The organism is Phenylobacterium hankyongense (assembly GCF_003254505.1).
GTDB lineage: Bacteria > Pseudomonadota > Alphaproteobacteria > Caulobacterales > Caulobacteraceae > Phenylobacterium > Phenylobacterium hankyongense.
In genome coordinates this window covers 3,304,395-3,323,289 of record NZ_QFYP01000001.1, presented here as the reverse complement: position 1 = coordinate 3,323,289, position 18,895 = coordinate 3,304,395, and the positions used below count along the sequence as shown (strand labels likewise).

Annotated in this window: 18 protein-coding genes; 9 read left to right on the top strand and 9 right to left on the bottom strand. The window is 70.2% G+C overall.

Annotated elements, in window-relative coordinates; translation table 11 throughout:
- The first annotated feature begins 2 nt into the window (after positions 1-2).
- Together DJ021_RS15980 and mfd are read left to right on the top strand one after the other, a co-directional pair.
- Positions 3-350, top strand: coding sequence for an FAD assembly factor SdhE (locus DJ021_RS15980; RefSeq protein WP_341538142.1), 348 nt, complete (start codon positions 3-5; stop codon positions 348-350).
- The gene (gene mfd, locus DJ021_RS15975; protein WP_424444032.1) at positions 340-3,831 is read left to right on the top strand and encodes a transcription-repair coupling factor; all 3,492 of its coding nucleotides are present in this window, start codon (positions 340-342) and stop codon (positions 3,829-3,831) included. The genes DJ021_RS15980 and mfd overlap by 11 nt, the downstream gene beginning before the upstream one ends.
- 8 nt (positions 3,832-3,839) lie before the next feature.
- Here the strand turns inward: mfd and DJ021_RS15970 are convergent, their stop codons facing one another.
- The 5 genes from DJ021_RS15970 to DJ021_RS15950 form a co-directional block, all read right to left on the bottom strand.
- Positions 3,840-4,505 carry an HAD hydrolase-like protein gene (locus DJ021_RS15970; protein ID WP_111458490.1) on the bottom strand — a complete coding sequence of 222 codons (666 nt, stop codon included), beginning with the start codon at positions 4,503-4,505 and terminating at the stop codon, positions 3,840-3,842.
- A 213-nt stretch (positions 4,506-4,718) separates the two neighbouring features.
- Entirely contained in the window at positions 4,719-5,984 is a 1,266-nt protein-coding gene (gene fabF, locus DJ021_RS15965; RefSeq protein ID WP_207801863.1) for a beta-ketoacyl-ACP synthase II, read from the bottom strand.
- 5 nt (positions 5,985-5,989) lie between these two features.
- A complete protein-coding gene (locus DJ021_RS15960) occupies positions 5,990-6,439 on the bottom strand; it encodes a MarR family winged helix-turn-helix transcriptional regulator (protein ID WP_111458488.1) in 450 nt (149 codons plus the stop codon).
- Positions 6,440-6,621: 182 nt separating this feature from the next.
- Positions 6,622-7,134, bottom strand: a complete 513-nt coding sequence (locus DJ021_RS15955) for a CcdC protein domain-containing protein (RefSeq protein WP_111458487.1) — start codon at positions 7,132-7,134, stop codon at positions 6,622-6,624.
- Positions 7,134-8,465, bottom strand: a complete 1,332-nt coding sequence (locus DJ021_RS15950) for a diguanylate cyclase domain-containing protein (RefSeq protein WP_111458486.1) — start codon at positions 8,463-8,465, stop codon at positions 7,134-7,136. The genes DJ021_RS15955 and DJ021_RS15950 overlap by 1 nt, the downstream gene beginning before the upstream one ends.
- A gap of 121 nt (positions 8,466-8,586) precedes the next feature.
- On the opposite strand from DJ021_RS15950, the gene DJ021_RS15945 reads away from it, so the two are divergent.
- The 3 genes from DJ021_RS15945 (at position 8,587) to DJ021_RS15935 (ending at position 11,742) form a co-directional block, all read left to right on the top strand.
- Entirely contained in the window at positions 8,587-9,363 is a 777-nt protein-coding gene (locus DJ021_RS15945) for an SDR family NAD(P)-dependent oxidoreductase (protein WP_111458485.1), read from the top strand.
- A gap of 75 nt (positions 9,364-9,438) precedes the next feature.
- On the top strand, positions 9,439-10,584 hold the full coding sequence (locus DJ021_RS15940; RefSeq protein ID WP_111458484.1) for a CaiB/BaiF CoA transferase family protein: 1,146 nt from the start codon (positions 9,439-9,441) through the stop codon (positions 10,582-10,584).
- Between the two features lie 219 nt (positions 10,585-10,803).
- Positions 10,804-11,742 (top strand): YihY/virulence factor BrkB family protein, encoded by a 939-nt coding sequence (locus DJ021_RS15935; protein ID WP_424444029.1) that lies wholly within the window; start codon positions 10,804-10,806, stop codon positions 11,740-11,742.
- Here DJ021_RS15935 and DJ021_RS15930 read toward each other — a convergent pair.
- Positions 11,702-11,947: a sulfurtransferase TusA family protein gene (locus DJ021_RS15930; protein ID WP_111459140.1), complete on the bottom strand. Its 246-nt coding sequence runs from the start codon at positions 11,945-11,947 to the stop codon at positions 11,702-11,704. The genes DJ021_RS15935 and DJ021_RS15930 overlap by 41 nt on opposite strands.
- A gap of 84 nt (positions 11,948-12,031) precedes the next feature.
- Here DJ021_RS15930 and DJ021_RS15925 point away from each other — a divergent pair, with 84 nt between their 5' ends.
- Both DJ021_RS15925 and DJ021_RS15920 read left to right on the top strand, forming a co-directional pair.
- Complete coding sequence (locus tag DJ021_RS15925; protein WP_111458482.1) at positions 12,032-13,477, top strand: MFS transporter; 1,446 nt, start codon at positions 12,032-12,034, stop codon at positions 13,475-13,477.
- A 116-nt stretch (positions 13,478-13,593) separates the two neighbouring features.
- Positions 13,594-13,998, top strand: a complete 405-nt coding sequence (locus DJ021_RS15920) for a hypothetical protein (protein ID WP_111458481.1) — start codon at positions 13,594-13,596, stop codon at positions 13,996-13,998.
- A 98-nt stretch (positions 13,999-14,096) separates the two neighbouring features.
- Here DJ021_RS15920 and DJ021_RS15915 read toward each other — a convergent pair whose 3' ends face one another.
- Positions 14,097-14,354 carry a hypothetical protein gene (locus DJ021_RS15915; RefSeq protein ID WP_111458480.1) on the bottom strand — a complete coding sequence of 86 codons (258 nt, stop codon included), beginning with the start codon at positions 14,352-14,354 and terminating at the stop codon, positions 14,097-14,099.
- 125 nt (positions 14,355-14,479) lie between these two features.
- Here DJ021_RS15915 and DJ021_RS15910 point away from each other — a divergent pair, with 125 nt between their 5' ends.
- A complete protein-coding gene (locus tag DJ021_RS15910; RefSeq protein ID WP_111458479.1) occupies positions 14,480-15,589 on the top strand; it encodes an S-(hydroxymethyl)glutathione dehydrogenase/class III alcohol dehydrogenase in 1,110 nt (369 codons plus the stop codon).
- A 1-nt stretch (position 15,590) separates the two neighbouring features.
- Positions 15,591-16,451, top strand: coding sequence for an S-formylglutathione hydrolase (gene fghA / locus DJ021_RS15905; protein WP_111458478.1), 861 nt, complete (start codon positions 15,591-15,593; stop codon positions 16,449-16,451).
- Here the strand turns inward: fghA and DJ021_RS15900 are convergent.
- Both DJ021_RS15900 and DJ021_RS15895 read right to left on the bottom strand, forming a co-directional pair.
- On the bottom strand, positions 16,390-17,553 hold the full coding sequence (locus DJ021_RS15900) for an aldose epimerase family protein (RefSeq protein ID WP_207801862.1): 1,164 nt from the start codon (positions 17,551-17,553) through the stop codon (positions 16,390-16,392). The two genes, fghA and DJ021_RS15900, sit on opposite strands and share 62 nt — an antisense overlap.
- Entirely contained in the window at positions 17,550-18,623 is a 1,074-nt protein-coding gene (locus DJ021_RS15895) for a beta-propeller fold lactonase family protein (protein WP_111458477.1), read from the bottom strand. Before DJ021_RS15895 ends, DJ021_RS15900 begins: the two co-directional genes overlap by 4 nt.
- Positions 18,624-18,895 lie beyond the last annotated feature (272 nt).

Genomic DNA, 18,895 nt, shown 5'->3' with positions numbered 1-18,895 from the left:
GATTGCAGCATACCCGACTGGCGCTGGGGGTATGCGCCCTCTATATCCACGACTTCCTGATGATCATCGATGAAGCACGGCTCAAGAAGCTGAAGTTCCGCGCCTGGCGCCGGGGCTTCAGGGAAGCGGACCTCATTCTGGGGCCGTTCGCGGACAGGCATGTCCAGGGGTTCACCGCGGCGGAGCTCGATTTCTTCGAGGACCTGCTCGAACAACCCGACCACGACCTCTACAACTGGATCATCGGCCGGACGCCGACGCCGCCGGAGTTCGACGGCGAAATCATGAACCGCATCAAGCAATTCCGCTTCGAAGCTCACGAAGCGCGCGGAGACGACCATGGCGGCTGACGGTTCCCGGCCCCTGAGCCAGGCCGCGCTTCGACGCGTCTCCGACGATCCCGGCCGCCTGGACCTGGTCGGCGCGCCGGAAGGCTTCGACGCCCTGGTCATGGCCGACGTGGTCCGCGCCCGCAAAGGGCTGTCGGTCTTCGTCGCCCGCGACGGCGCGCGGCTGTCGGCCTTCGTCGACGCCTTCCGGTTCTTCGCGCCCAACGTCGAGGTGATGACCTTCCCGGCGTGGGATTGCCTGCCCTACGACCGCATCGGCCCGTCGCCGGGCATCGCCGCCCAGCGGATGACCACGCTGTCCAGGCTGGCGGCCGGGGTGGACGAGAAGACGCCGACGCTGCTGGTCACCTCCGTGCCGGCGCTGATCCAGCGCGTGCCGCCGAAGAAGGCCATCCAGCGGGCCAGCTATTCGGCCCGGAGCGGCAACACCGTCGAGATCGCCGACCTCGAGACCTATTTCGCCATCAACGGCTACCAGCGCGCCTCCACCGTCTCCGAGCACGGGGAGTTCGCGATCCGCGGCGGCGTTATCGACGTCTTCCCGCCCAGCGCTGAGGAGCCGGTGCGCCTGGACCTGTTCGGCGACACCCTGGAATCCATCCGCGCCTTCGATCCCGAGACCCAGCGCTCCACCAAGCAGTTGAAGGAGGTCAGCCTCCTGCCGGTCAGCGAGGCCTTGCTGGACGCCGAGGCGATCAGCCGCTTCCGCACCGGCTATCTGGAGACCTTCGGCGCGCCCGGCGACGATCCGCTCTACGCCACCGTTTCCGAAGGCGGCCGCCGGGCCGGCATGGAGCACTGGCTGCCGCTGTTCTATCCGCAGATGGCGACGCTGTTCGACTTCCTGCCCAAGGAGGCGGTGATCGCCCTCGATCACCTGAGCCGCGAGGCGCGCGACGAGCGGCTGTCGATCATCCACGACGCCTTCGAGAGCCGGAACCAGACCGAGCGCAAGGTCCACTACCACCCGCTGGAGCCGGACCGGCTCTACCTGACCGCCGACGAGTGGAAGGACCTGCTCGCCAAGCGCGCGACGCGCCGGTTCTCGTCCTTCCAGGAGGCGGGAGGCGAGGCGGTCATCGACATGGGCGCGCGCCAGGGCCGCAACTTCGCCCCCGAGCGCCAGCGCGACAGCGTCAACCTGTTCGAGGCCACCGCCGACCACGCCCGCAAGCTGGCGGCCGACGGCAAGCGCGTGCTGTTCGCCTCCTGGTCCGACGGCTCCTCCGACCGGCTGGGCTCGATGCTCGCCGACCACGGGCTGAAGAACATCCCGTTCGCGCCCTACTGGGACGCCGCCAGGGCCGGTGACCCGAAGACCCCGCAACGGGTCGTCCTGCCGCTGGACGCCGGCTTCGAGACCGACAGCCTGGCGGTGATCTCCGAGACCGACATCCTGGGCGACCGGCTGGCGAGGCCGCGGCGGCGGCGGCGGGCGTCGAACTTCCTGGCGGAGGCCTCGTCGCTGACGCCCGGCGACCTGGTCGTGCACATCGACCACGGCATCGGCCGCTACGACGGCCTGAAGACCCTGGAGGTGCAGGGCGCGCCGCACGACACGCTGGAGATCCACTACGGCGGCGAGGCCAAGCTCTACCTGCCGGTGGAGAACATCGACCTGCTGACCCGCTACGGCTCGGATTCCGAGGGCGTGCAGCTCGACCGGCTGGGCGGCGCGGCCTGGCAGGCGCGCAAGGCCAAAGCCAAGGAGCGGCTGCGCGAGATGGCGGTCGGCCTGATCCGCATCGCCGCCGAGCGGGCGACCAAGTCCACCGATCCGGTGGACCCGCCGCACGGGGTGTTCGACGAGTTCTGCGCCCGTTTCCCCTACGAGGAGACCGAGGACCAGCTCGCCGCCATCGGCGACGTGCTGGAGGACCTCTCCGCCGGCAAGCCGATGGACCGGCTGATCTGCGGCGACGTGGGCTTCGGCAAGACCGAGGTCGCCCTGCGGGCGGCCTTCGTGGTGGCCATGAGCGGCCAGCAGGTGGCCATCGTCGCGCCGACGACGCTGCTGGCGCGCCAGCACTACAAGACCTTCAGCGAACGCTTCGAGGGCTGGCCGGTGAAGGTGCGGCGCCTGTCGCGCCTGGCGCCGCCCAAGGAGGCCGCCGAGACCCGCGAGGCGCTGAAGAACGGCGAGGTCGAGATTGTCGTCGGCACCCATGCGGTGCTCTCCAAGCAGGTCGGCTTCAAGGACCTCGGCCTGGTGATCGTCGACGAGGAGCAGCACTTCGGGGTCAAGCACAAGGAGAAGCTCAAGGAGCTTCGCACCGACGTGCACATGCTGACGCTGACCGCGACGCCGATCCCGCGCACCCTGCAGATGTCGCTCTCCGGCATCCGCGAGATGTCGATCATCGCCACCCCGCCGGTCGATCGCCTGGCGGTCCGCACCTACATCACGCCCTGGGATCCGGTGGTCGTCCGCGAGGCGCTGCTGCGCGAGAAGTACCGCGGCGGCCAGGCCTATTACGTCGCCCCGCGGGTCAACGACCTGCCGGCGCTGGAGCGCTATCTGCGCGAGCAGGTGCCGGAGGTGCGTTTCGTGGTCGGCCACGGCCAGATGTCGCCGACCCAGCTCGAAGAGGTCATGGGCGCCTTCTACGAGGGCCAGTACGACGTGCTGCTGTCGACCACCATCGTCGAGAGCGGGCTCGACATCCCGACCGCCAACACCCTGATCATCCACCGCGCCGACATGTTCGGCCTGGCCCAGCTCTACCAGTTGCGGGGCCGGGTCGGCCGGGCCAAGTCGCGGGCCTACGCCTACATGACCACGCCGGCCGAGAAGCAGATCACCCAGTCGGCCGAGAAGCGCCTGAAGGTCCTGCAGTCCCTCGACAGCCTGGGCGCCGGCTTCCAGCTGGCCAGCCACGACCTGGACATCCGCGGCGGCGGCAACCTGCTCGGCGACGAGCAGTCCGGCCACATCCGCGAGATCGGGGTCGAGCTCTACCAGCAGATGCTGGAGGACGCGGTCAACGAGCTGAAGACCCTGGCCGGCGCGGAAGGCCTCGAACACGACCGGGGATGGTCGCCGCAGATCAACACCGGCGCGGCCGTGCTGATCCCCGAGGAGTACGTGCCGGACCTCAACGTGCGGCTGTCGCTCTACCGCCGCCTGTCCGACGCCGAGAAGTCGCAGGAGCGCGAAGCCCTGGCCGCCGAGCTGATCGACCGCTTCGGGCCGCTGCCGCCGGAAGCCGGCCAACTGCTCAAGGTCGTCGCCATCAAGGGCCTGTGCCGCGAAGCCAATGTCGCCAAGATCGACGTCGGGCCGAAGGGCGCCGTGGTCACCTTCCGCGGCGACGACTTCAAGAACCCCGCGGGCCTGATCGGCTTCATCGCCAAGAACCAGATCGCCTGGCGCCTGCGCCCGGACCACAAGGTGGTGGTGAAGGGCGAGTGGGAAACCCCCGAGCAGCGCCTCAACGCCGCCGAGAAGGTGCTGACCGAACTGGCGAAGCTGGCCGCCTAGGGCGGCCGCTACCCTTCGCCGTGGCCCTTCGCGATCGTGATCAGATCGGCGGGGTCCGCGGCGATCTGCATGACGCCGGCGGATTCGAGTTCATCGCGGTCGCCATAGCCCCACAGGACGCCGACCGTGGAAATGTCGTTCGCCCGCGCGCCCTCCACATCCTGGCGTCGGTCTCCAACCATGAGGCATCGGTCCGCGCTCAGTTCATGTCGCCGAAGCACATCGGCGATCAGGTCGGCCTTCCTGTCGAGGGCCCCGCCGGGCTCGGAGCCGTGCACACCCGCGAACCTATCGATTAGACCGAGGTGCTCCAGGATCTGCTCGGCGAAGATCCTCCGTTTCGACGTGGCGATGTACAGCTTCGCCTTCCGGGTCAGGAGTTGGTCCAGCGCGGCCGCCAGCCCTGGATAGACCGTCGTTTCGCGGAAGCCAGCCGATCCATAGTGGTCGCGATAGGCGAGCACGGCCTCGGCCACACGGTCGTCGCCGAACCGGCCCAGCACCTCGGCCAGGACCTCTTCCAGCGGTGGGCCGATCAGATTGCCGACGTCCAGGCCGTCGGGCCGATGCCCCAGCGAGCGGAGAGCCGCGCTGCAACTCGCCAGGATGCCGGGCTTGGAGTCGACGACGGTGCCGTCCAGGTCAAACAATATCGAGAGGGGCGGAGCGGCCATGCGTCAGCTTAACTTCGAGACGTCCGCTTGCCACCCTGCCGACCTTCGGAAGGTCCGCTGCTTGGCAGATTGGCCCAACGTCTGCTGTGCGGTCGCGGGCTAATAGCGCCTTTCGACCCGTGGCAGCCCTTCGGGAGGTCCGCCGTCACGCGGCCTGAATGGCTGCGCCGACCTGATCGATGGAGCCAATGATGTAGCTGCGAGGTCGGCTATTCATGCCTGCCAGCGCTTGAAGATCGCGCTGGCGTTCACGCCGCCGAACCCGAAGCCGTTGGACAAGGCATAATCGAAGCCGACCTTCCGCGCCTCGAGCGCTACGAGGTCGAGGCCCGCGGCAGCGGCGTCGGGAGTCTCCAGGTTCAGAGTCGGCGGCGCCACTTGGTCCCGCAGGGCGAGCACCGTGAAGATCGCCTCCAACCCGCCGGCCGCCCCGAGGAGGTGGCCGGTGGCCGACTTGGTGGCGCTGATGGCCGGACCGTTCTCGCCGAAAACCGAGCGGACAGCCGCCAGCTCCCCCCTGTCCCCGACCGGCGTGGACGTGGCGTGGGCGTTCAGATGGCCGATCGCCTCGGGCGCAAGGCCCGCCTGATCGAGGGCCATGCGCATGGATCGCGCCGCCCCATCGCCATCGGCCGGTCCGGCGGTCAGGTGGTACGCGTCGGCGCTCGTGCCATAGCCGACGAGTTCGGCGACGATCTTCGCGCCCCGCGCCTCGGCGTGCTCCAGCGCCTCGATCACCATGACGCCCGCACCCTCGCCCATGACGAAGCCGTCGCGGGCCTGGTCGAACGGCCGCGACGCCTTCTCCGGCGCCTCGTTGAAGCCGGTCGACAGAGCTCGGGCCGCCCCGAAGGCGCCCAGGCTCACGCGGTCGATCGTGGCCTCCGCCCCGCCGCAGACGGCGATGTCGGCCTCACCCGCCCGGATCATGCGCGCCGCGTCGCCAATCGCCTGGACCCCCGCCGCGCAGGCGGTCACCGGCGCGCCGAGCGGTCCCTTGAACCCGTGCCTGATGGAGACCCAGCCCGCGGCGAGGTTGGCGAGGAACGCCGGGACCGTGAACGGCGACAGCCGCCGCACGCCGCGCTCGTCGGTGGTCCGCACGGCCTCCGCGATCGCCAGGAAGCCGCCGATCCCCGTGGCGATCACCGTGGCCGTTCTGGCCTTCTGCCTCTCGTCCTGCGGAGCCCATCCGGCCTGGGCGATCGCCTCGTCCGCCGCGGCGATGGCGAAGGCGATGAACCGGTCCATCTTCTTCTGGTCCTTCCCCGAGACCGCGGCGTCGATGTCGAAGCCGGCCTCCGAGTCCTCCGCAATCGAAAGCACCCGTCCGGCGACCTGCGCCGGCACGTCGGGCGCCAAGTCCGCCGGCAGGCGAGTGATCCCGGAACGACCCGCCAACAGCCGCGCCCAGGCGGCCTCCGTTCCGACGCCCAGCGGCGACACCACGCCCAGGCCGGTCACCACCACTCGACGCATCGTACTCATCCTTCCGATCGCTCCAGCGCGAGCGCGGCCCGCTCCAGCCGCACCAGCGCCTCCCGCGTCTCGTCGGCGCGGCCGTCCAGCAGGGCCGCCAGATCCGCCTGCGCCTGCCGCCAGGCCGGCATGCTGCCGGCGATCAGCGCCCGGCCGGCCTCGGTCACGCGCACCTTCCGGCCACCCCGACCGCGACCGCCCGAATTGCTCACCAGCCCCCGCTCTTCCAGAATCTTGAGGTTCCGCAGCACGGCGGAGGGCTCTACGCCCACGTCATCCGCCAAGGCCGCGATGGACCGGTCGCCCTCCCGTGCGATGGCCCCGAGCAGGATGAACTGGGTGATTTGGAGGTTCAGGGGCTTGAGCCGCTGGTTGAACGCCCGGGTGACCGCCCGCGCGGCCTTACGGCTGCGGTGGCCGAAACAGAACATCGCGACGTCGTCAGGGCTCATCATCCTGCAGATACAGCTTTTAGAATGATGCTGCTACATGATTGTAGCGACGCTGCGTGGGCAATGTTGGCCGCTGCATCCGACGAAAGAGGGACGGCGGCATTCCACCCATCTCAGACATTCAGAGAGACCGCTTATCGGGGTCGCTACCTCGCGGGCGTCTTTGAGCGTTATGAGTATACGACCTAGTTGGAGGCGCGAGCCTCGTTCACCAGCCGGGTCGCCCGCAGCGCCATCTCCAAGCGCTGGGCGCAGACCAGGCCCACCGCGAGCAGCAGGAAGGCGTCGGTGATGTCGGTCACCGAGACGTGCAGGGCGCTGGCGTTCTCGGCCGCATAGGTGCGCAGGCCCATGCGGATCGCGAAGATCCCCAGGATCAGCAGCATGCCCACCGGCGAGGCCTGGCTGGTCAGGGCATGGGTCTCGCGGTTGACGGTGATCTTGGTGAACCGCCCGCGCCACCAGCCGAGCGCCGCGCCGGCCGCCAGGGCCGCGATGTCGGCGGCGATCATCACCGGGCCCGGCGCCTGCTGCTGGCTGAACGACAGCACCGTGGCGGCCAGGATCATCAGCGGCGCGATCCACAGCCGCTCGACCTTCAGGTTGCGGACCCGGGCGTTGCGCAGGATGGCGAGCGCGATGAACACCAGCGGGAACAGGTAGGCCCCGTAGCCCACATTGCCGGGGTAGCCGTGCATCAGCTCGCTTTGAGTCCTTGCGCCTGGAGGGCGGCTTCCTCGAGCGCGCGCCCGGCGGTGTCGGCGGACCCCACCTCGGCCACGCCGATGTCGAAGTCGGCCACGAACGGCGGCTTGCCGTCCCCGGCCTCGAACGCAGTGCAGCCGATGACCGCGGCGATCCGCTCGCCCGCGGCGCGGCCGGCGAGCAGGGGCGTGGCAGGCAGGGCCAGGGCGAACACCTCGGGACCCAGCCGCGCGGCGGTGTCCTCGACGCGCACCAGCCGGCCGATCATCGAGCCGATCTGCGGAATGGCGCGGTCCAGCCAGCCGCCGACGCGGGCCGCCTTGACCTCCGGCCGGTCGGAGACCTTCAGCACGCAGACCGAGAGCGGCCGGTTGCGGACCCGGGAGGCCTGGGCCAGGCGCGCCAGGTGGGCGGCGAACAGGTCGCGGGTGAAGAGGCCGGTGGCGGCGTCCATCAGGCCGGAGCTGCGGGCCTTCTCCAGCGCCTGGCGCACGGAGGTCTGGCGGCGGTAGTTGCGCGCCAGCTCCAGGACGCGGCGCGCGGTCTCGTCCTCCGGCGTTTCGGGCGACGCCACGTCGGAGACCCCGCGATGGTAGGCCTCCGAGGTGGTCACATAGGATTCGCGGCGCATGTAGAGCAGGGCGGGCGTGTGGTAGAGGCGGGTGTTGCGCCTAAGCCCTGCCGCGATCGACAGCGCCTCCTGCGGGTTCTCGCCGGCCCACAGCACCACCGCGTCGAAGGCCCGCTCGTGCAGGTAGTCGAAGGCGGTGTAGGCGGTGAAGGCGCCCACCACGTCGGCGCCGCGCTGCGTCAGGGCGTTGGACAGCGCCAGGAACTGCGGGGCCGGCTCGCCGATCGCCAGCACCCGAAGGGGCGAGACGTCCGGATCCGGCAGGTCGAGCCGCCGGCCGCGGTCGGCGAAGGTCTCCAGCCGCAGCTCGAACTCCTCCTCCGACACCGCCAGCCGCACCAGGCTCTCCAGCCGCATCGCAGCCTGCGAGGGATGCAGCGGGGCGGCGAGGGTGAGGTCGAAGCCGTGGGTCTGCAGCGACGGGTCGGGATCGCCGATGGCGATCACCGGCAGGCGGCGCGGCGCGCAGGCGGCCTTCAGGCGCTTGGCGAGCGCCAGCACCTCCTCGCCGCCCTGGCCGAGGTCGATGATCGCGGCTTCGATCTGCAGGTCGCCGAGGCTGGCCATGGCAGCGTACTGGCCGCGCGCGGTGATCGTGCGCCAGCCCAGCCGGTCGAGCCCCTCGGCGAGGGGACCCGCCAGGACGTCGTCACGCGCGACGATCAACACCCGCGCCTGGACGCCTTGCGCCATTTCCCCCATCCCTGAAGCCACCACCCGCCGTGCTAAGCACGGAATCGCGCACGGGTGGAAGTGGGCAGAATAGACCGCGCGGCCTGGTTGCAGCAGAGTCGCGGCGTCGCGGGAGGGTGGAATGGCGGGTTTGCTGGCCGGACAGGTGGCCATCGTGACCGGCGCTTCGGGCGGACTCGGCGCGCATTTCGCCCGCCTGCTGGCCGCCGAAGGCGCCGCCGTGGCGCTGGCGGCGCGCAGGCTGGAGCGGGTCGAGGCCCTGGCCCGGGAGATCGCCGGCGAGGGCGGCCGGGCCCTGGCGCTGAGGCTCGACGTCGCCGACGCCGCCGCCATCGGACCGGCGCTGGACGAGGCGGAGGCCGCGCTCGGCCCGCTGACCATCCTGGTGAACAACGCCGGCGTCGGCGGCGAGGGTCTGGCGCTGGAGGTGTCCGTGGAGGACTGGGACAACACCTTCGCCGTCAACGTCCGCGGGACCTTCCTGGCGGCGCGCGAGGCGGCCAGGCGGATGATCGCCTCCGGCGTCGCCGGGCGCGGGGAGGGGCGCATCGTCAACATCGCCTCGATCGCCAGCCACACGGTGCTGCCCGGGCTCGCGGCCTACTGCGCCTCCAAGGCCTCGGTCGCCATGCTGACCCAGAGCCTGGCGCGGGAGTGGGCGCGGCGCGGGATCGCCGTCAACGCGCTCTGCCCCGGCTACATCGAGACCGACATCAACGCCGACTGGTTCAGGACCGACGGCGGCCAGAAGCAGCTGAAGGCCTTTCCCCGCCGCCGGCTGATGGACGCCAGCGACCTCGACGCCGCCTTCCTGATGCTTGCGGGTCCCGCGGCGCGGGCGATCACCGGCAGCGTCATCACCGTCGACGACGGCCAGTCGCTGCCCGGCGGCGGCTGACCCCAAATTTGTCGCCGGGAGGTTGGCTGACCGAGGGGCAGGGCGCTTTACTGGCCTCGAACAGGGAGTGACGAGATGCGCCAGGGACCGCTGACCGGGCTGAAGGTCGTGGAGTTCGCCGGCATCGGTCCCGGTCCGTTCTGCGGCATGCTGCTCTCCGACCTGGGCGCCGACGTGGTGCGGATCGACCGCAAGGGCGCGCGCGGCGGCGCGCCCTCCGACGTCACCGCCCGCGGCCGCCGCTCGGTGGCGCTGGACCTGAAGACGCCGGCGGCCATCGAGACCTGCCTGCAGCTGATGGAGAAGGCCGACGCGGTGATCGAGGGTTTCCGGCCCGGGGTCATGGAGCGCCTGGGCCTCGGGCCCGAGGTCGCCCTGACGCGCAACCCGAAGCTGGTGTTCGGCCGGATGACCGGCTGGGGACAGACCGGCCCCTACGCCAACGCCGCCGGCCACGACATGAACTACATCGCCATCACCGGCGCGCTGCACGCCATCGGCACGCAGGACAAGCCGGTGCCGCCGCTGAACCTGGTGGGCGACTTCGGCGGGGGCGCGCTCTATCTGGCGTTCGGCCTGCTGGCCGGGGTGATCCACGCCCGCGAGACCGGGCAGGGGCAGGTGATCGACTGCGCCATGAGCGACGGCGCCGCCTCGCTGATGGCGATGTTCTACGGCTTCAAGGCCTCGGGCATGTGGCAGGAGCAGCGCCGCGCCAACCTGCTGGACGGCGGGGCGCACTTCTACGACACCTACCGGTGCGCCGACGGCAAATGGATCTCGATCGGCTCGATCGAGCCGCAGTTCTACGCCCTGCTGCTGGAGAAGACCGGCGTCGACGACCCCGACTTCACGCGCCAGATGGACCGCGCGGCCTGGCCGCAGCTGCGCGAGAAGCTCGCCGCGGTGATCGCCCGCAAGACCCAGGCCGAGTGGTGCGCGATCATGGACGCCACCGATGTCTGCTTCGCCCCGGTCCTCGACCTCGACGAGGCCCCGAACCACCCGCACAACGCCGCCCGCGAGACCTTCGTGGAGGTCGCCGGCGTCACCCAGCCCGCGCCGGCGCCGCGGTTCTCCGCCACGCCGGGCGCCATCCAGGGGCCGCCGCCGGCGATCGGCGCCCACGATCGCAGCGCGCTCGCCGACTGGGGCCTATCGGCCGCCGACATCGAGCGGCTGGCCGCCGCCGGCGCGATCGCCGTGGAGCCTGTTTCCTGAAGGTTACGTTCAGGTTGGGTTCAGCCGCCGGACTGCAATGTGCCCCAAGGTTGTTCGTCGCGCTCTCCCGTCCCTCGAAGCGGCGGACCACCTGATGGAACGACACGCCCATCGGCGGCGCGCCACCCCTAAACCGGTGGCGCGCCGTTTCCATTTTTCAAGGCTTGCCAGAGTGCGCGAGCTTCACCACCTTCCGCGGCGATGAGGATCCGGCCACAGTTGCAGCGCCTGCGCGAGGTCGACTGGGATCCGCTCTATTGGCTGCGGGTGACCCTGCAGGTGCTGGGCAAGGCCCTGACGCGCCTGTGGGGCCGCGACGTCATGCTGTACACCGGCGGCGTCTCGTTCTTCGCCATGCTCGCCATCTTCCCGGCGCTGGCGATCCTGATCAGCCTCTACAGCCTGCTCTCCGATCCGGCCCAGGCCGCCCGCGAAGGCGAGGCGCTGTCGACGCTGATCCCGGCGGGCGCGCGGGAGATCTTCCAGAGTGAGCTGCTGCGACTGGCGCATGCGCCGCACGGCGCCATGTCCACCCAGAGCGGCCTGGCCCTGCTGATCGGCATGTACGCCGCGCACCGCGGCTTCAAGGCCCTGCTGGCCGGCCTGTCGTTCATCCATGACGAGGACGAGCCGCGCGGCTTCGTGGGCTTCAACCTCATGGCCCTGGTGGTGCTGGTCGCCACCTTCGCCGGCCTGGCGGTGATCTCGGCGGCGTTCTTCGGCCTGCGGGTGATGGGCTCGGCCTTCGCCCTGCGGCCCCTGCGCGGGGTCTCCTGGCTCTACAGCGAGTGGACCTGGGCCAGCGCCGGGCTGACGCTGGGCATGGCCTTCATCTACCGCTTCGCCATGTCGCGGCGGCCGGTGGACTGGCGGGCCTCGTTCCTCGGCGGCGGGGTGGCGGCGGTGCTCTGTCTGTTCGCCTCCTGGGCCATCGCCTTCTACGTCGAGCAGGTCGCCCAGCTCGGCGCGACCTACGGCTCCATCGCCACCGTGGTGGTGTTCCTGATCTGGCTGTCGTGGAACGTGAACGCCATCTTCTTCGGCGGCGCCCTGGCGACCGAGGTGGAGCTGTCGATCGACGCCCAGGCGGCGCGGAGCAAGCCGCTGCTGCCCGACCTCAGGGGCGCGCGGCCGGTGGTTTCGCCACCAGAAAGCTGAACACACCGCCGGCTTCGCCTTGCTCGACCACCTCGGCGCCGGCCTGGGCGGCGAAGTGCGGCACGTCGATCCGCGCCAGCGGGTCGTCGGCGAGCAGCCGCACCCGCGCGCCGGGCGCCGCCGCCTCCAGCGCGCGCCGCAGCCGCAGCGTCGGCACCGGGCAGCGGTGCCCGCGGGCGTCGACCAGGATCTCTTCGCAAGCCATCAGCGGCGCATACACTGGATGGCTTCGGGAACCCAAGCTTGGCCTGTGTGCGTTGTCATCCAACCGGGAGTAGCGGGAGGCGGGATGCGGCAAGCGGGGGAGGTTTTCGCCACGGATGTGCCGGCGAGGTTGGATCGGCTGCCGTTCAGCCGGTTCCACTGGCTGGTGGTCGTGGCGCTGGGGATCACCTGGATCCTCGACGGGCTGGAGGTGACGCTGGTCGGGTCGCTGTCGCCGGCGATCGCCGGGCGCCAGGCGCTGAACCTCAGCGCGGCCCAGATCGGCTACACCGGCAGCGCCTACATCCTGGGCGCGGTGCTCGGCGCCCTGGTGTTCGGGCGGCTCACCGACACGCTCGGGCGACGCCGGCTGTTCACCATCACCGTGGGCGTCTACCTGCTGGCCACCGTCGCCACGGGGCTCTCCTGGGACTTCTGGTCGTTCATGCTGTTCCGCTTCCTGACCGGGGCGGGCATCGGCGGGGAGTACGGCGCGGTCAACTCCGCCATCCAGGAGCTGATCCCGGCCCGCCGGCGCGGCTACACCGACCTGGCGGTCAACGGCAGCTTCTGGGTGGGCGCGGCGCTGGGCGCGGTCGGCTCGATCGTGGTGCTCGACCCGGACCTCGTCCCGCAGGCCTGGGGCTGGCGGCTGGCCTTCGTCACCGGCGGGCTGCTGGCGCTGATCATCATCTTCATCCGCCGGTTCATCCCGGAAAGCCCACGCTGGCTGATGACCCACGGCCGGCCCGAGGAGGCCGAGGCGATCGTGCGCGACATCGAGCGGAAGGTGGAGCGCCACCGCGCCCTGCCGGCGATGTTCCGACCCTTCCCGAAGCTGCGCTTCGTCAGCCGCGGCCCCACCAGCTGGATGGAGATCGCCGGGAGCCTGTTCCGCACCCATCCGCGGCGGACGTTCCTGGGCGTGGTGCTGATGGCCACCCAGGCCTTCTGCTACAACGCCATCTTCTTCACCTACGCCCTGATTCTCACGAAGTTCTACGGGGTCGAGCCGCGGAACATCGGCTGGTTCATGCTGCCCTTCGCGCTCGGCAACTTCGCCGGGCCGCTGCTGCTGGGGCGGATGTTCGACAGCCTCGGCCGCAAGACCATGATCGCGGGGACCTACGGGCTGGCGGGCGCGCTGCTGATCCTGACCGGCTGGATGTTCGCCCATGGCCTGCTCACCGCCGGCAGCCAGACCATCGCCTGGACGGTAATCTTCTTCTTCGCCTCGGCGGCCGCCAGCGCCGCCTATCTGACGGTGGGCGAGCTCTTCCCGCTGGAGATCCGGGCGGTGACCATTTCGCTGTTCTACGCCTTCGGCACCCTGCTGGGCGGGGTGGGCGGTCCGGCGCTGTTCGGGATGCTGATCGACACTGGGGAGCGGGGGCAGATCTTCATGGGCTACCTGCTCGGCGGCGTCCTGATGCTGGGCGCGGCGGTCACCGAGCTGGTGCTGGGCGTTTCGGCCGAGCGGCAGTCGCTGGAAGAGGTGTCGCGGCCGCTCTCGCTCGTCGCCGACGACTGATACGGGATCGCGAGCCGGCGTAAGGGCCGGCTCGCGCCGTCGCTCCAGGGGAACGGTGTCAGTGCGGGCTTGAACCGGACGAGCCCGATGTCCCTGTCGAGCCCGCGGTTCCGGGAGTGGCTCCGGTCGTCCCCGAGCCGCTGGTCGTGGTTCCGGTCGAACCGGAGTTCATGCCCGCGCCGCTCGCGCCGGAACTCGTCGAGCCGGTCGTGCTCCCCGCGCCGGTCGTGCCCGCGGCGCCGGAGGTGTCCGCCATGCCGCCGGCCGTGCCCGCCGTGCCGGTCGTGTCCGTCGTCGTCGTTGTCGTGGTCGCGCCGGCGCCCGTGGTGTCGGTCTTTTTGGAGCAGCCGGCCACCATCAGGCTGGAGGCCGCCAGGACGGCGCCCGCGGCGAGCAGGGCTGTACGCGAAGATCTCGGTGACATCGAGCAGGTCTCCTCAGCTTGCGAATGGCGGAGCGGCCCGGTGGGCGCGGCTCGCGTGCAGCAACCGAGGTCTGGTCTGCTGGTTCCGAAAATGTGATCGAAACGGAATATCTTCGTGAAGTCGGAAATTACCGATCAATTGAAAATGAGCCGGTCCTCAGATCGGCTATGGTGCCGGCCTAAGCTTGGCATTTATCAGCCGGTGCGCCGAAGCGGCGCGCGTCGGTGTTCGGCCTTCAGATAGGCCCAGCCCTCGCGGGTGAGGACGAAAGCGTGGGGCGAGCCGTCCCATCCGTTCGCCTGGGCGGCGGCGCCGGCGCGCTGCAGGAGCCTGCGGCCGCAAAGCCTCAGGCATAGGCCGACGGTGACGGGATCGCGCTCGGCCAGCGGTCGGTCGAGGGCGGACTTCAGCACCTCGCGTTCGTCGGGGGGAAGGTCGTGTGGGTCGATCATAGGTCTTGTAACGCCGACAGCGGCGCTCTGTTGCCGCGCGGCCGGGCGGCCCGATATCCGGGCCCTTCACATTACCGCCAGCATGGGAAATGGTCCCGGCGACTCACGCAGCCCACAGGATCGTCATGAAGACCCGCGCCGCCGTCGCCTTCGAAGCCAAGAAGCCCCTGGAGATCGTCGAGCTAGATCTCGAGGGACCGCGCGCCGGCGAGGTGTTGGTGGAGATCAAGGCCACCGGGATCTGCCACACCGACGCCTACACCCTGGACGGCCTGGACTCGGAGGGCCTGTTCCCCTCCGTCCTCGGTCACGAGGGCGCCGGCGTCGTCGTCGAGGTCGGGCCGGGCGTCACCAGCGTGAAGCCGGGCGACCACGTGATCCCGCTCTACACGCCGGAATGCCGGCAGTGCAAAAGCTGCCTCTCGCGCAAGACCAACCTCTGCACCGCGATCCGCGCCACGCAAGGGCGGGGGCTGATGCCGGACGGGACCAGCCGGTTCTCCTACAAGGGCCAGACCATCTTCCACTACATGGGCTGCTCGACCTTCTCGAACTTCACGGTCCTGCCGGAGATCGCGGTGGCGAAGATCCGCTCCGACGCGCCCTTCGAGACCGCCTGCTACGTGGGCTGCGGGGTGACCACCGGGGTCGGCGCCGTGGTCAACACCGCCCAGGTGGAGCCGGGCGCCAACTGCATCGTCTTCGGCCTCGGCGGCATCGGGCTGAACGTCATCCAGGGCCTGAAGATGGTCGGCGCGGGAATGATCGTCGGCGTCGACCTCAACCCCGATCGCGAGGAGTGGGGCCGGCGCTTCGGCATGACCCACTTCGTCAACCCGAAGACCGTGGATGGCGACCTGGTCGCCCATCTGGTCCAGCTGACCGACGGCGGCGCGGACTATACCTTCGACGCCACCGGCAACACGACGGTCATGCGCCAGGCGCTGGAGGCCTGCCACCGCGGCTGGGGCGAGAGCATCATCATCGGGGTGGCCGAGGCCGGCAAGGAGATCGCCACGCGGCCGTTCCAGCTGGTCACCGGGCGGGTCTGGAAGGGCACGGCCTTCGGCGGCGCGCGCGGGCGCACCGACACGCCGAAGGTCGTCGACTGGTACATGGACGGGAAAATCGAGATCGACCCGATGATCACCCACAAGATGCCGCTGGAACGGATCAACGACGCCTTCGACCTGATGCATCGGGGCGAGAGCATCCGCAGCGTCGTGGTCTACTGACGTGAGGATCGAAACCGTCTCCACGGCGCGCAGCTTCGGCGGCGTCCAGGGCGTCTACCGCCACAAGAGCCGGGAGACGGGCACCGACATGGTGTTCAGCGTCTACCTGCCGCCACAGGCCGAGGCCGGGCCCTGTCCGGTCGTCTGGTTCCTTTCGGGTCTCACCTGCACCCACGCCAATGTCACCGAGAAGGGGCAATTCCAGCGGACCTGCGCCGAGCTCGGCCTGATCCTCGTCGCGCCGGACACCAGTCCGCGCGGGGAGGGCGTGTCGGACGATCCCGAGGGGGCCTACGACTTCGGCCTGGGCGCCGGCTTCTACCTCGACGCCACCCAGCCGCCCTGGGCCGCCAACTACCGGATGGAGAGCTATCTGGTCCAGGAACTGCCCGACGTGCTGGCCGCCAACTTCCCGGTCGACATGGCGCGCGAGGCGATCACCGGCCATTCGATGGGCGGGCACGGGGCGCTCACCCTGGCGCTGAAGAACCCCGGCCGCTGGCGGAGCGTCTCGGCCTTCGCGCCGATCTCCAGCCCGATGCGCTGCCCCTGGGGCGAGAAGGCGCTAGCAGGCTATCTCGGCCGCGACGAGGCCGCGTGGCGGCGCTATGACGCCACCGCCCTGATCGAGGACGGCGCTCGCCTGGACCACCTGCTGGTGGACCAGGGCGAGGCCGACGGCGTCCTGAAGACCCAGCTGAAGCCCGAGCTGCTGGCCCAGGCCTGCGAGGCGGCGGGCATCCCGCTGACCCTGCGGATGCAGCCGGGCTACGACCACAGCTACTATTTCGTCTCCACCTTCATGGCTGACCACCTGCGCTGGCATGCCGAGCGGCTGGCCGGACCGGCGTCGGGAAGCTGAACACCGTCGACTCGCGGAACACCTGACCCGGCCGCAGCACCGTCGAGGGGAACTGCGGCTTGTTGGGGCTGTCGGGATAGTGCTCGGTTTCGAAGGCGACGCCGTAGCCCTGGCGCAGGGCGCCGCCGCCCGACCCCAGCTGCGAGCCGTTGAAGCCATTGGCGGTGTAGACCTGGACGCCGGGCTGGGTGGTGCGGATCTCCATGACCCGTCCGCTGTCCGGATCCTCCAGCCGCGCCGCCAGGGGCAGGGGATCGCCGGGCTGTTTCCGCACCACGAAATTCTGGTCGAAGCCGCGCGCCAGCAACATCTGCGGGTGGGCCGAGGCCACGCGGTCGCGGATGCGGGCGGGCTGGCGCAGGTCGAACGGCGTGCCGGCCACCGAGGCGAACTCGCCGGTCGGGATCTGGGATTCGTCGGTGGGCGTGTAGCGGTCGGCGAAGATCTGCAGCCGATGGTCGTAGACGTCCCGCGCGGCGTCGCCGGCCAGGTTGAAGTAGCTGTGATTGGTGAGGTTCACGATCGTCGGCTTGTCGGTCTTCGCCTCGTAGTCGAGGCGCAGGGCGTTCTTGTCGTCGAGCGTGTAGGTGACGCTGACGTCGAGGGCGCCCGGATAGCCGTTCTCGCCATCGGCGCTGCGGTAGGAGAGGGTGACGCCGGCGCGGCCGTGGCCGCTGAACGGCCGGGCCTGCCAGATCCGGCTTCCGAACCCGTGAGGGCCGCCGTGCATGGCGATGCCCTTGGGGTTGGAAGGCAGCTTGTAGGTCGCGCCGTCGAGCGTGAAACCGCCGCCGGCGATGCGGTTGGCGAAGCGGCCGACGATGCTGTTGAACGAGCCGTTGGCCTCGTAGGCCTTGAGGTCCGGCAGGCCGACGATGACGTTGGCGAGGCGGCCGTGGCGGTCCGGCGTGCGGACCTCGTCGATGATGCCGCCGAGCGTCAGGATGCGCACGGTCATGCCGCGGTCGTTCTTCAGGGTGATCGCCTCGACCGCCTCACCGGTCTTCGTGACGCCGTAGGGCGCGCGCGAGGCCTCGGCGGCGACGGTCGGGCCGGCGAGGGCGAGGCAGGCCAGCGAGGCCAGAGCCAGGCGGGCGATCACGGGCGCACCGTGGGGACGACGGCGACGGTCCAGGGGCTGGTTCCGGCTTTCACGGTGGCGATGACCTTCATGGTTGCAGTGTCGATGACGCTGACCTCATTGGCGGGGCCGTTGGCGCTGTAGAGCAGTTTGCCGTCCGGACTGAGCGCGACGCCCCAGGGCCGGCCGCCGGTCTGGGCGACGCCCTGGACGCTGAGCGAGGCCGCATCGAGGGCCAGGACCTGGCCGCCGCGCCCGGCGGAGACGTAGAGGGTCCGGCCGTCGTTGGAGACCGCCATCCCCATCGGCTTTAGGGTCTCGCCGGCCAGGGTGGTGGTGTTGAGGGTGGTGAGCGCCTGGGTGTCGATCACCTTCATCACCCGGTTCGATTCGCCGGCGACGAAGGCGCGGCGCCCGTCCGGCGAAAAGGCGGTGTTGCGCGGCCGCTCGCCCACCGGGATGGCGGTCAGTGGCTTCAGCGTCGCGGTGTCGATCGCGGTGACCTGCGACTGGCCTTCCGAGGTCACCCAGACCTGCTTCCCGTCCGGGGTCAGCGCGACGCCTTCCGGCTGCGATCCCACCGGGATCTGCGCCACCGTGCGGCCGGTGGCGATGTCGAGCACCATCAACTTGCCGGCGTCCTCGTCGGCGGCGTAGAGCCGGCCGTCCTTCGAGGCGGCCAGCTGTTCGGGGTTGGAAACCCCCTTGATGATCCGCTGGATCTTGCCGCTGGCGACGTCGAACACGGCGATCCCGTCGGCCGCCTTGTCGGGCGGCGGCAGCTTCGATTCGTCGACCCCGGGGCCGGCGATCGGCGAGCCGCTCAGCGCGATGTAGAGGGTGCGGCCGTCGGCGCTGAGCCGGATGCCGCGGGGGCGCTTGCCGAGCGGGATCGTGGCGACCACCTGCCGGCTCGCCCCGTCGATCACCGTCAGGTCATCGGAGCGCTCGTTGGTGACATAGACCCGATAGGCGCCCTGCGCCGCAGCTCCGTCCGCCGCGGTCGGGGCGGCGCTACGCTTGCCGCAGGCGGAGAGCGGCAGGCCGAGCGCCAGGGCGGCCAGCGCCGCGACGCGAACATACGGTTTCATTCACTTCTCCAGATTACCCGGGGCGCGGCCGCAGTGTCGCAGGGCCTCCCCAGGGCCTGTTCCGCGGGACGCGGGCGTCGCAACATCAGTGCCGGTGTGGGCGAGATCGCCCGCGCAGGGAGTTGACGACAACTGTATACTATGTTCAAGCAAGCCAACCGGTCAACGAAACCGTCGGGGCAAGACTAGCCTGGAGTGTTGGAGCCGTCGCTCGACGGCGCCGCGCCCGAGCAGGCTCTCTTGACCCGGGGCCGACAAGAAATTCAAGGGCA

Bases quoted from the DNA above. Each gene is read 5' to 3' on its own strand.
- DJ021_RS15940 (WP_111458484.1), top strand. From the start codon at position 9,439: ATGCGCCAGGGACCGCTGACCGGGCTGAAGGTCGTGGAGTTCGCCGGC.
- DJ021_RS15925 (WP_111458482.1), top strand. From the start codon at position 12,032: ATGCGGCAAGCGGGGGAGGTTTTCGCCACGGATGTGCCGGCGAGGTTG.
- DJ021_RS15960 (WP_111458488.1), bottom strand. From the start codon at position 6,439: ATGATGAGCCCTGACGACGTCGCGATGTTCTGTTTCGGCCACCGCAGC.
- DJ021_RS15955 (WP_111458487.1), bottom strand. From the start codon at position 7,134: ATGCACGGCTACCCCGGCAATGTGGGCTACGGGGCCTACCTGTTCCCG.
- DJ021_RS15930 (WP_111459140.1), bottom strand. From the start codon at position 11,947: ATGGCTTGCGAAGAGATCCTGGTCGACGCCCGCGGGCACCGCTGCCCG.
- DJ021_RS15970 (WP_111458490.1), bottom strand. From the start codon at position 4,505: ATGGCCGCTCCGCCCCTCTCGATATTGTTTGACCTGGACGGCACCGTC.
- fabF (WP_207801863.1), bottom strand. From the start codon at position 5,984: ATGCGTCGAGTGGTGGTGACCGGCCTGGGCGTGGTGTCGCCGCTGGGC.
- DJ021_RS15945 (WP_111458485.1), top strand. From the start codon at position 8,587: ATGGCGGGTTTGCTGGCCGGACAGGTGGCCATCGTGACCGGCGCTTCG.
- DJ021_RS15895 (WP_111458477.1), bottom strand. From the start codon at position 18,623: ATGAAACCGTATGTTCGCGTCGCGGCGCTGGCCGCCCTGGCGCTCGGC.
- DJ021_RS15910 (WP_111458479.1), top strand. From the start codon at position 14,480: ATGAAGACCCGCGCCGCCGTCGCCTTCGAAGCCAAGAAGCCCCTGGAG.
- DJ021_RS15915 (WP_111458480.1), bottom strand. From the start codon at position 14,354: ATGATCGACCCACACGACCTTCCCCCCGACGAACGCGAGGTGCTGAAG.
- mfd (WP_424444032.1), top strand. From the start codon at position 340: ATGGCGGCTGACGGTTCCCGGCCCCTGAGCCAGGCCGCGCTTCGACGC.
- DJ021_RS15950 (WP_111458486.1), bottom strand. From the start codon at position 8,465: ATGGCGCAAGGCGTCCAGGCGCGGGTGTTGATCGTCGCGCGTGACGAC.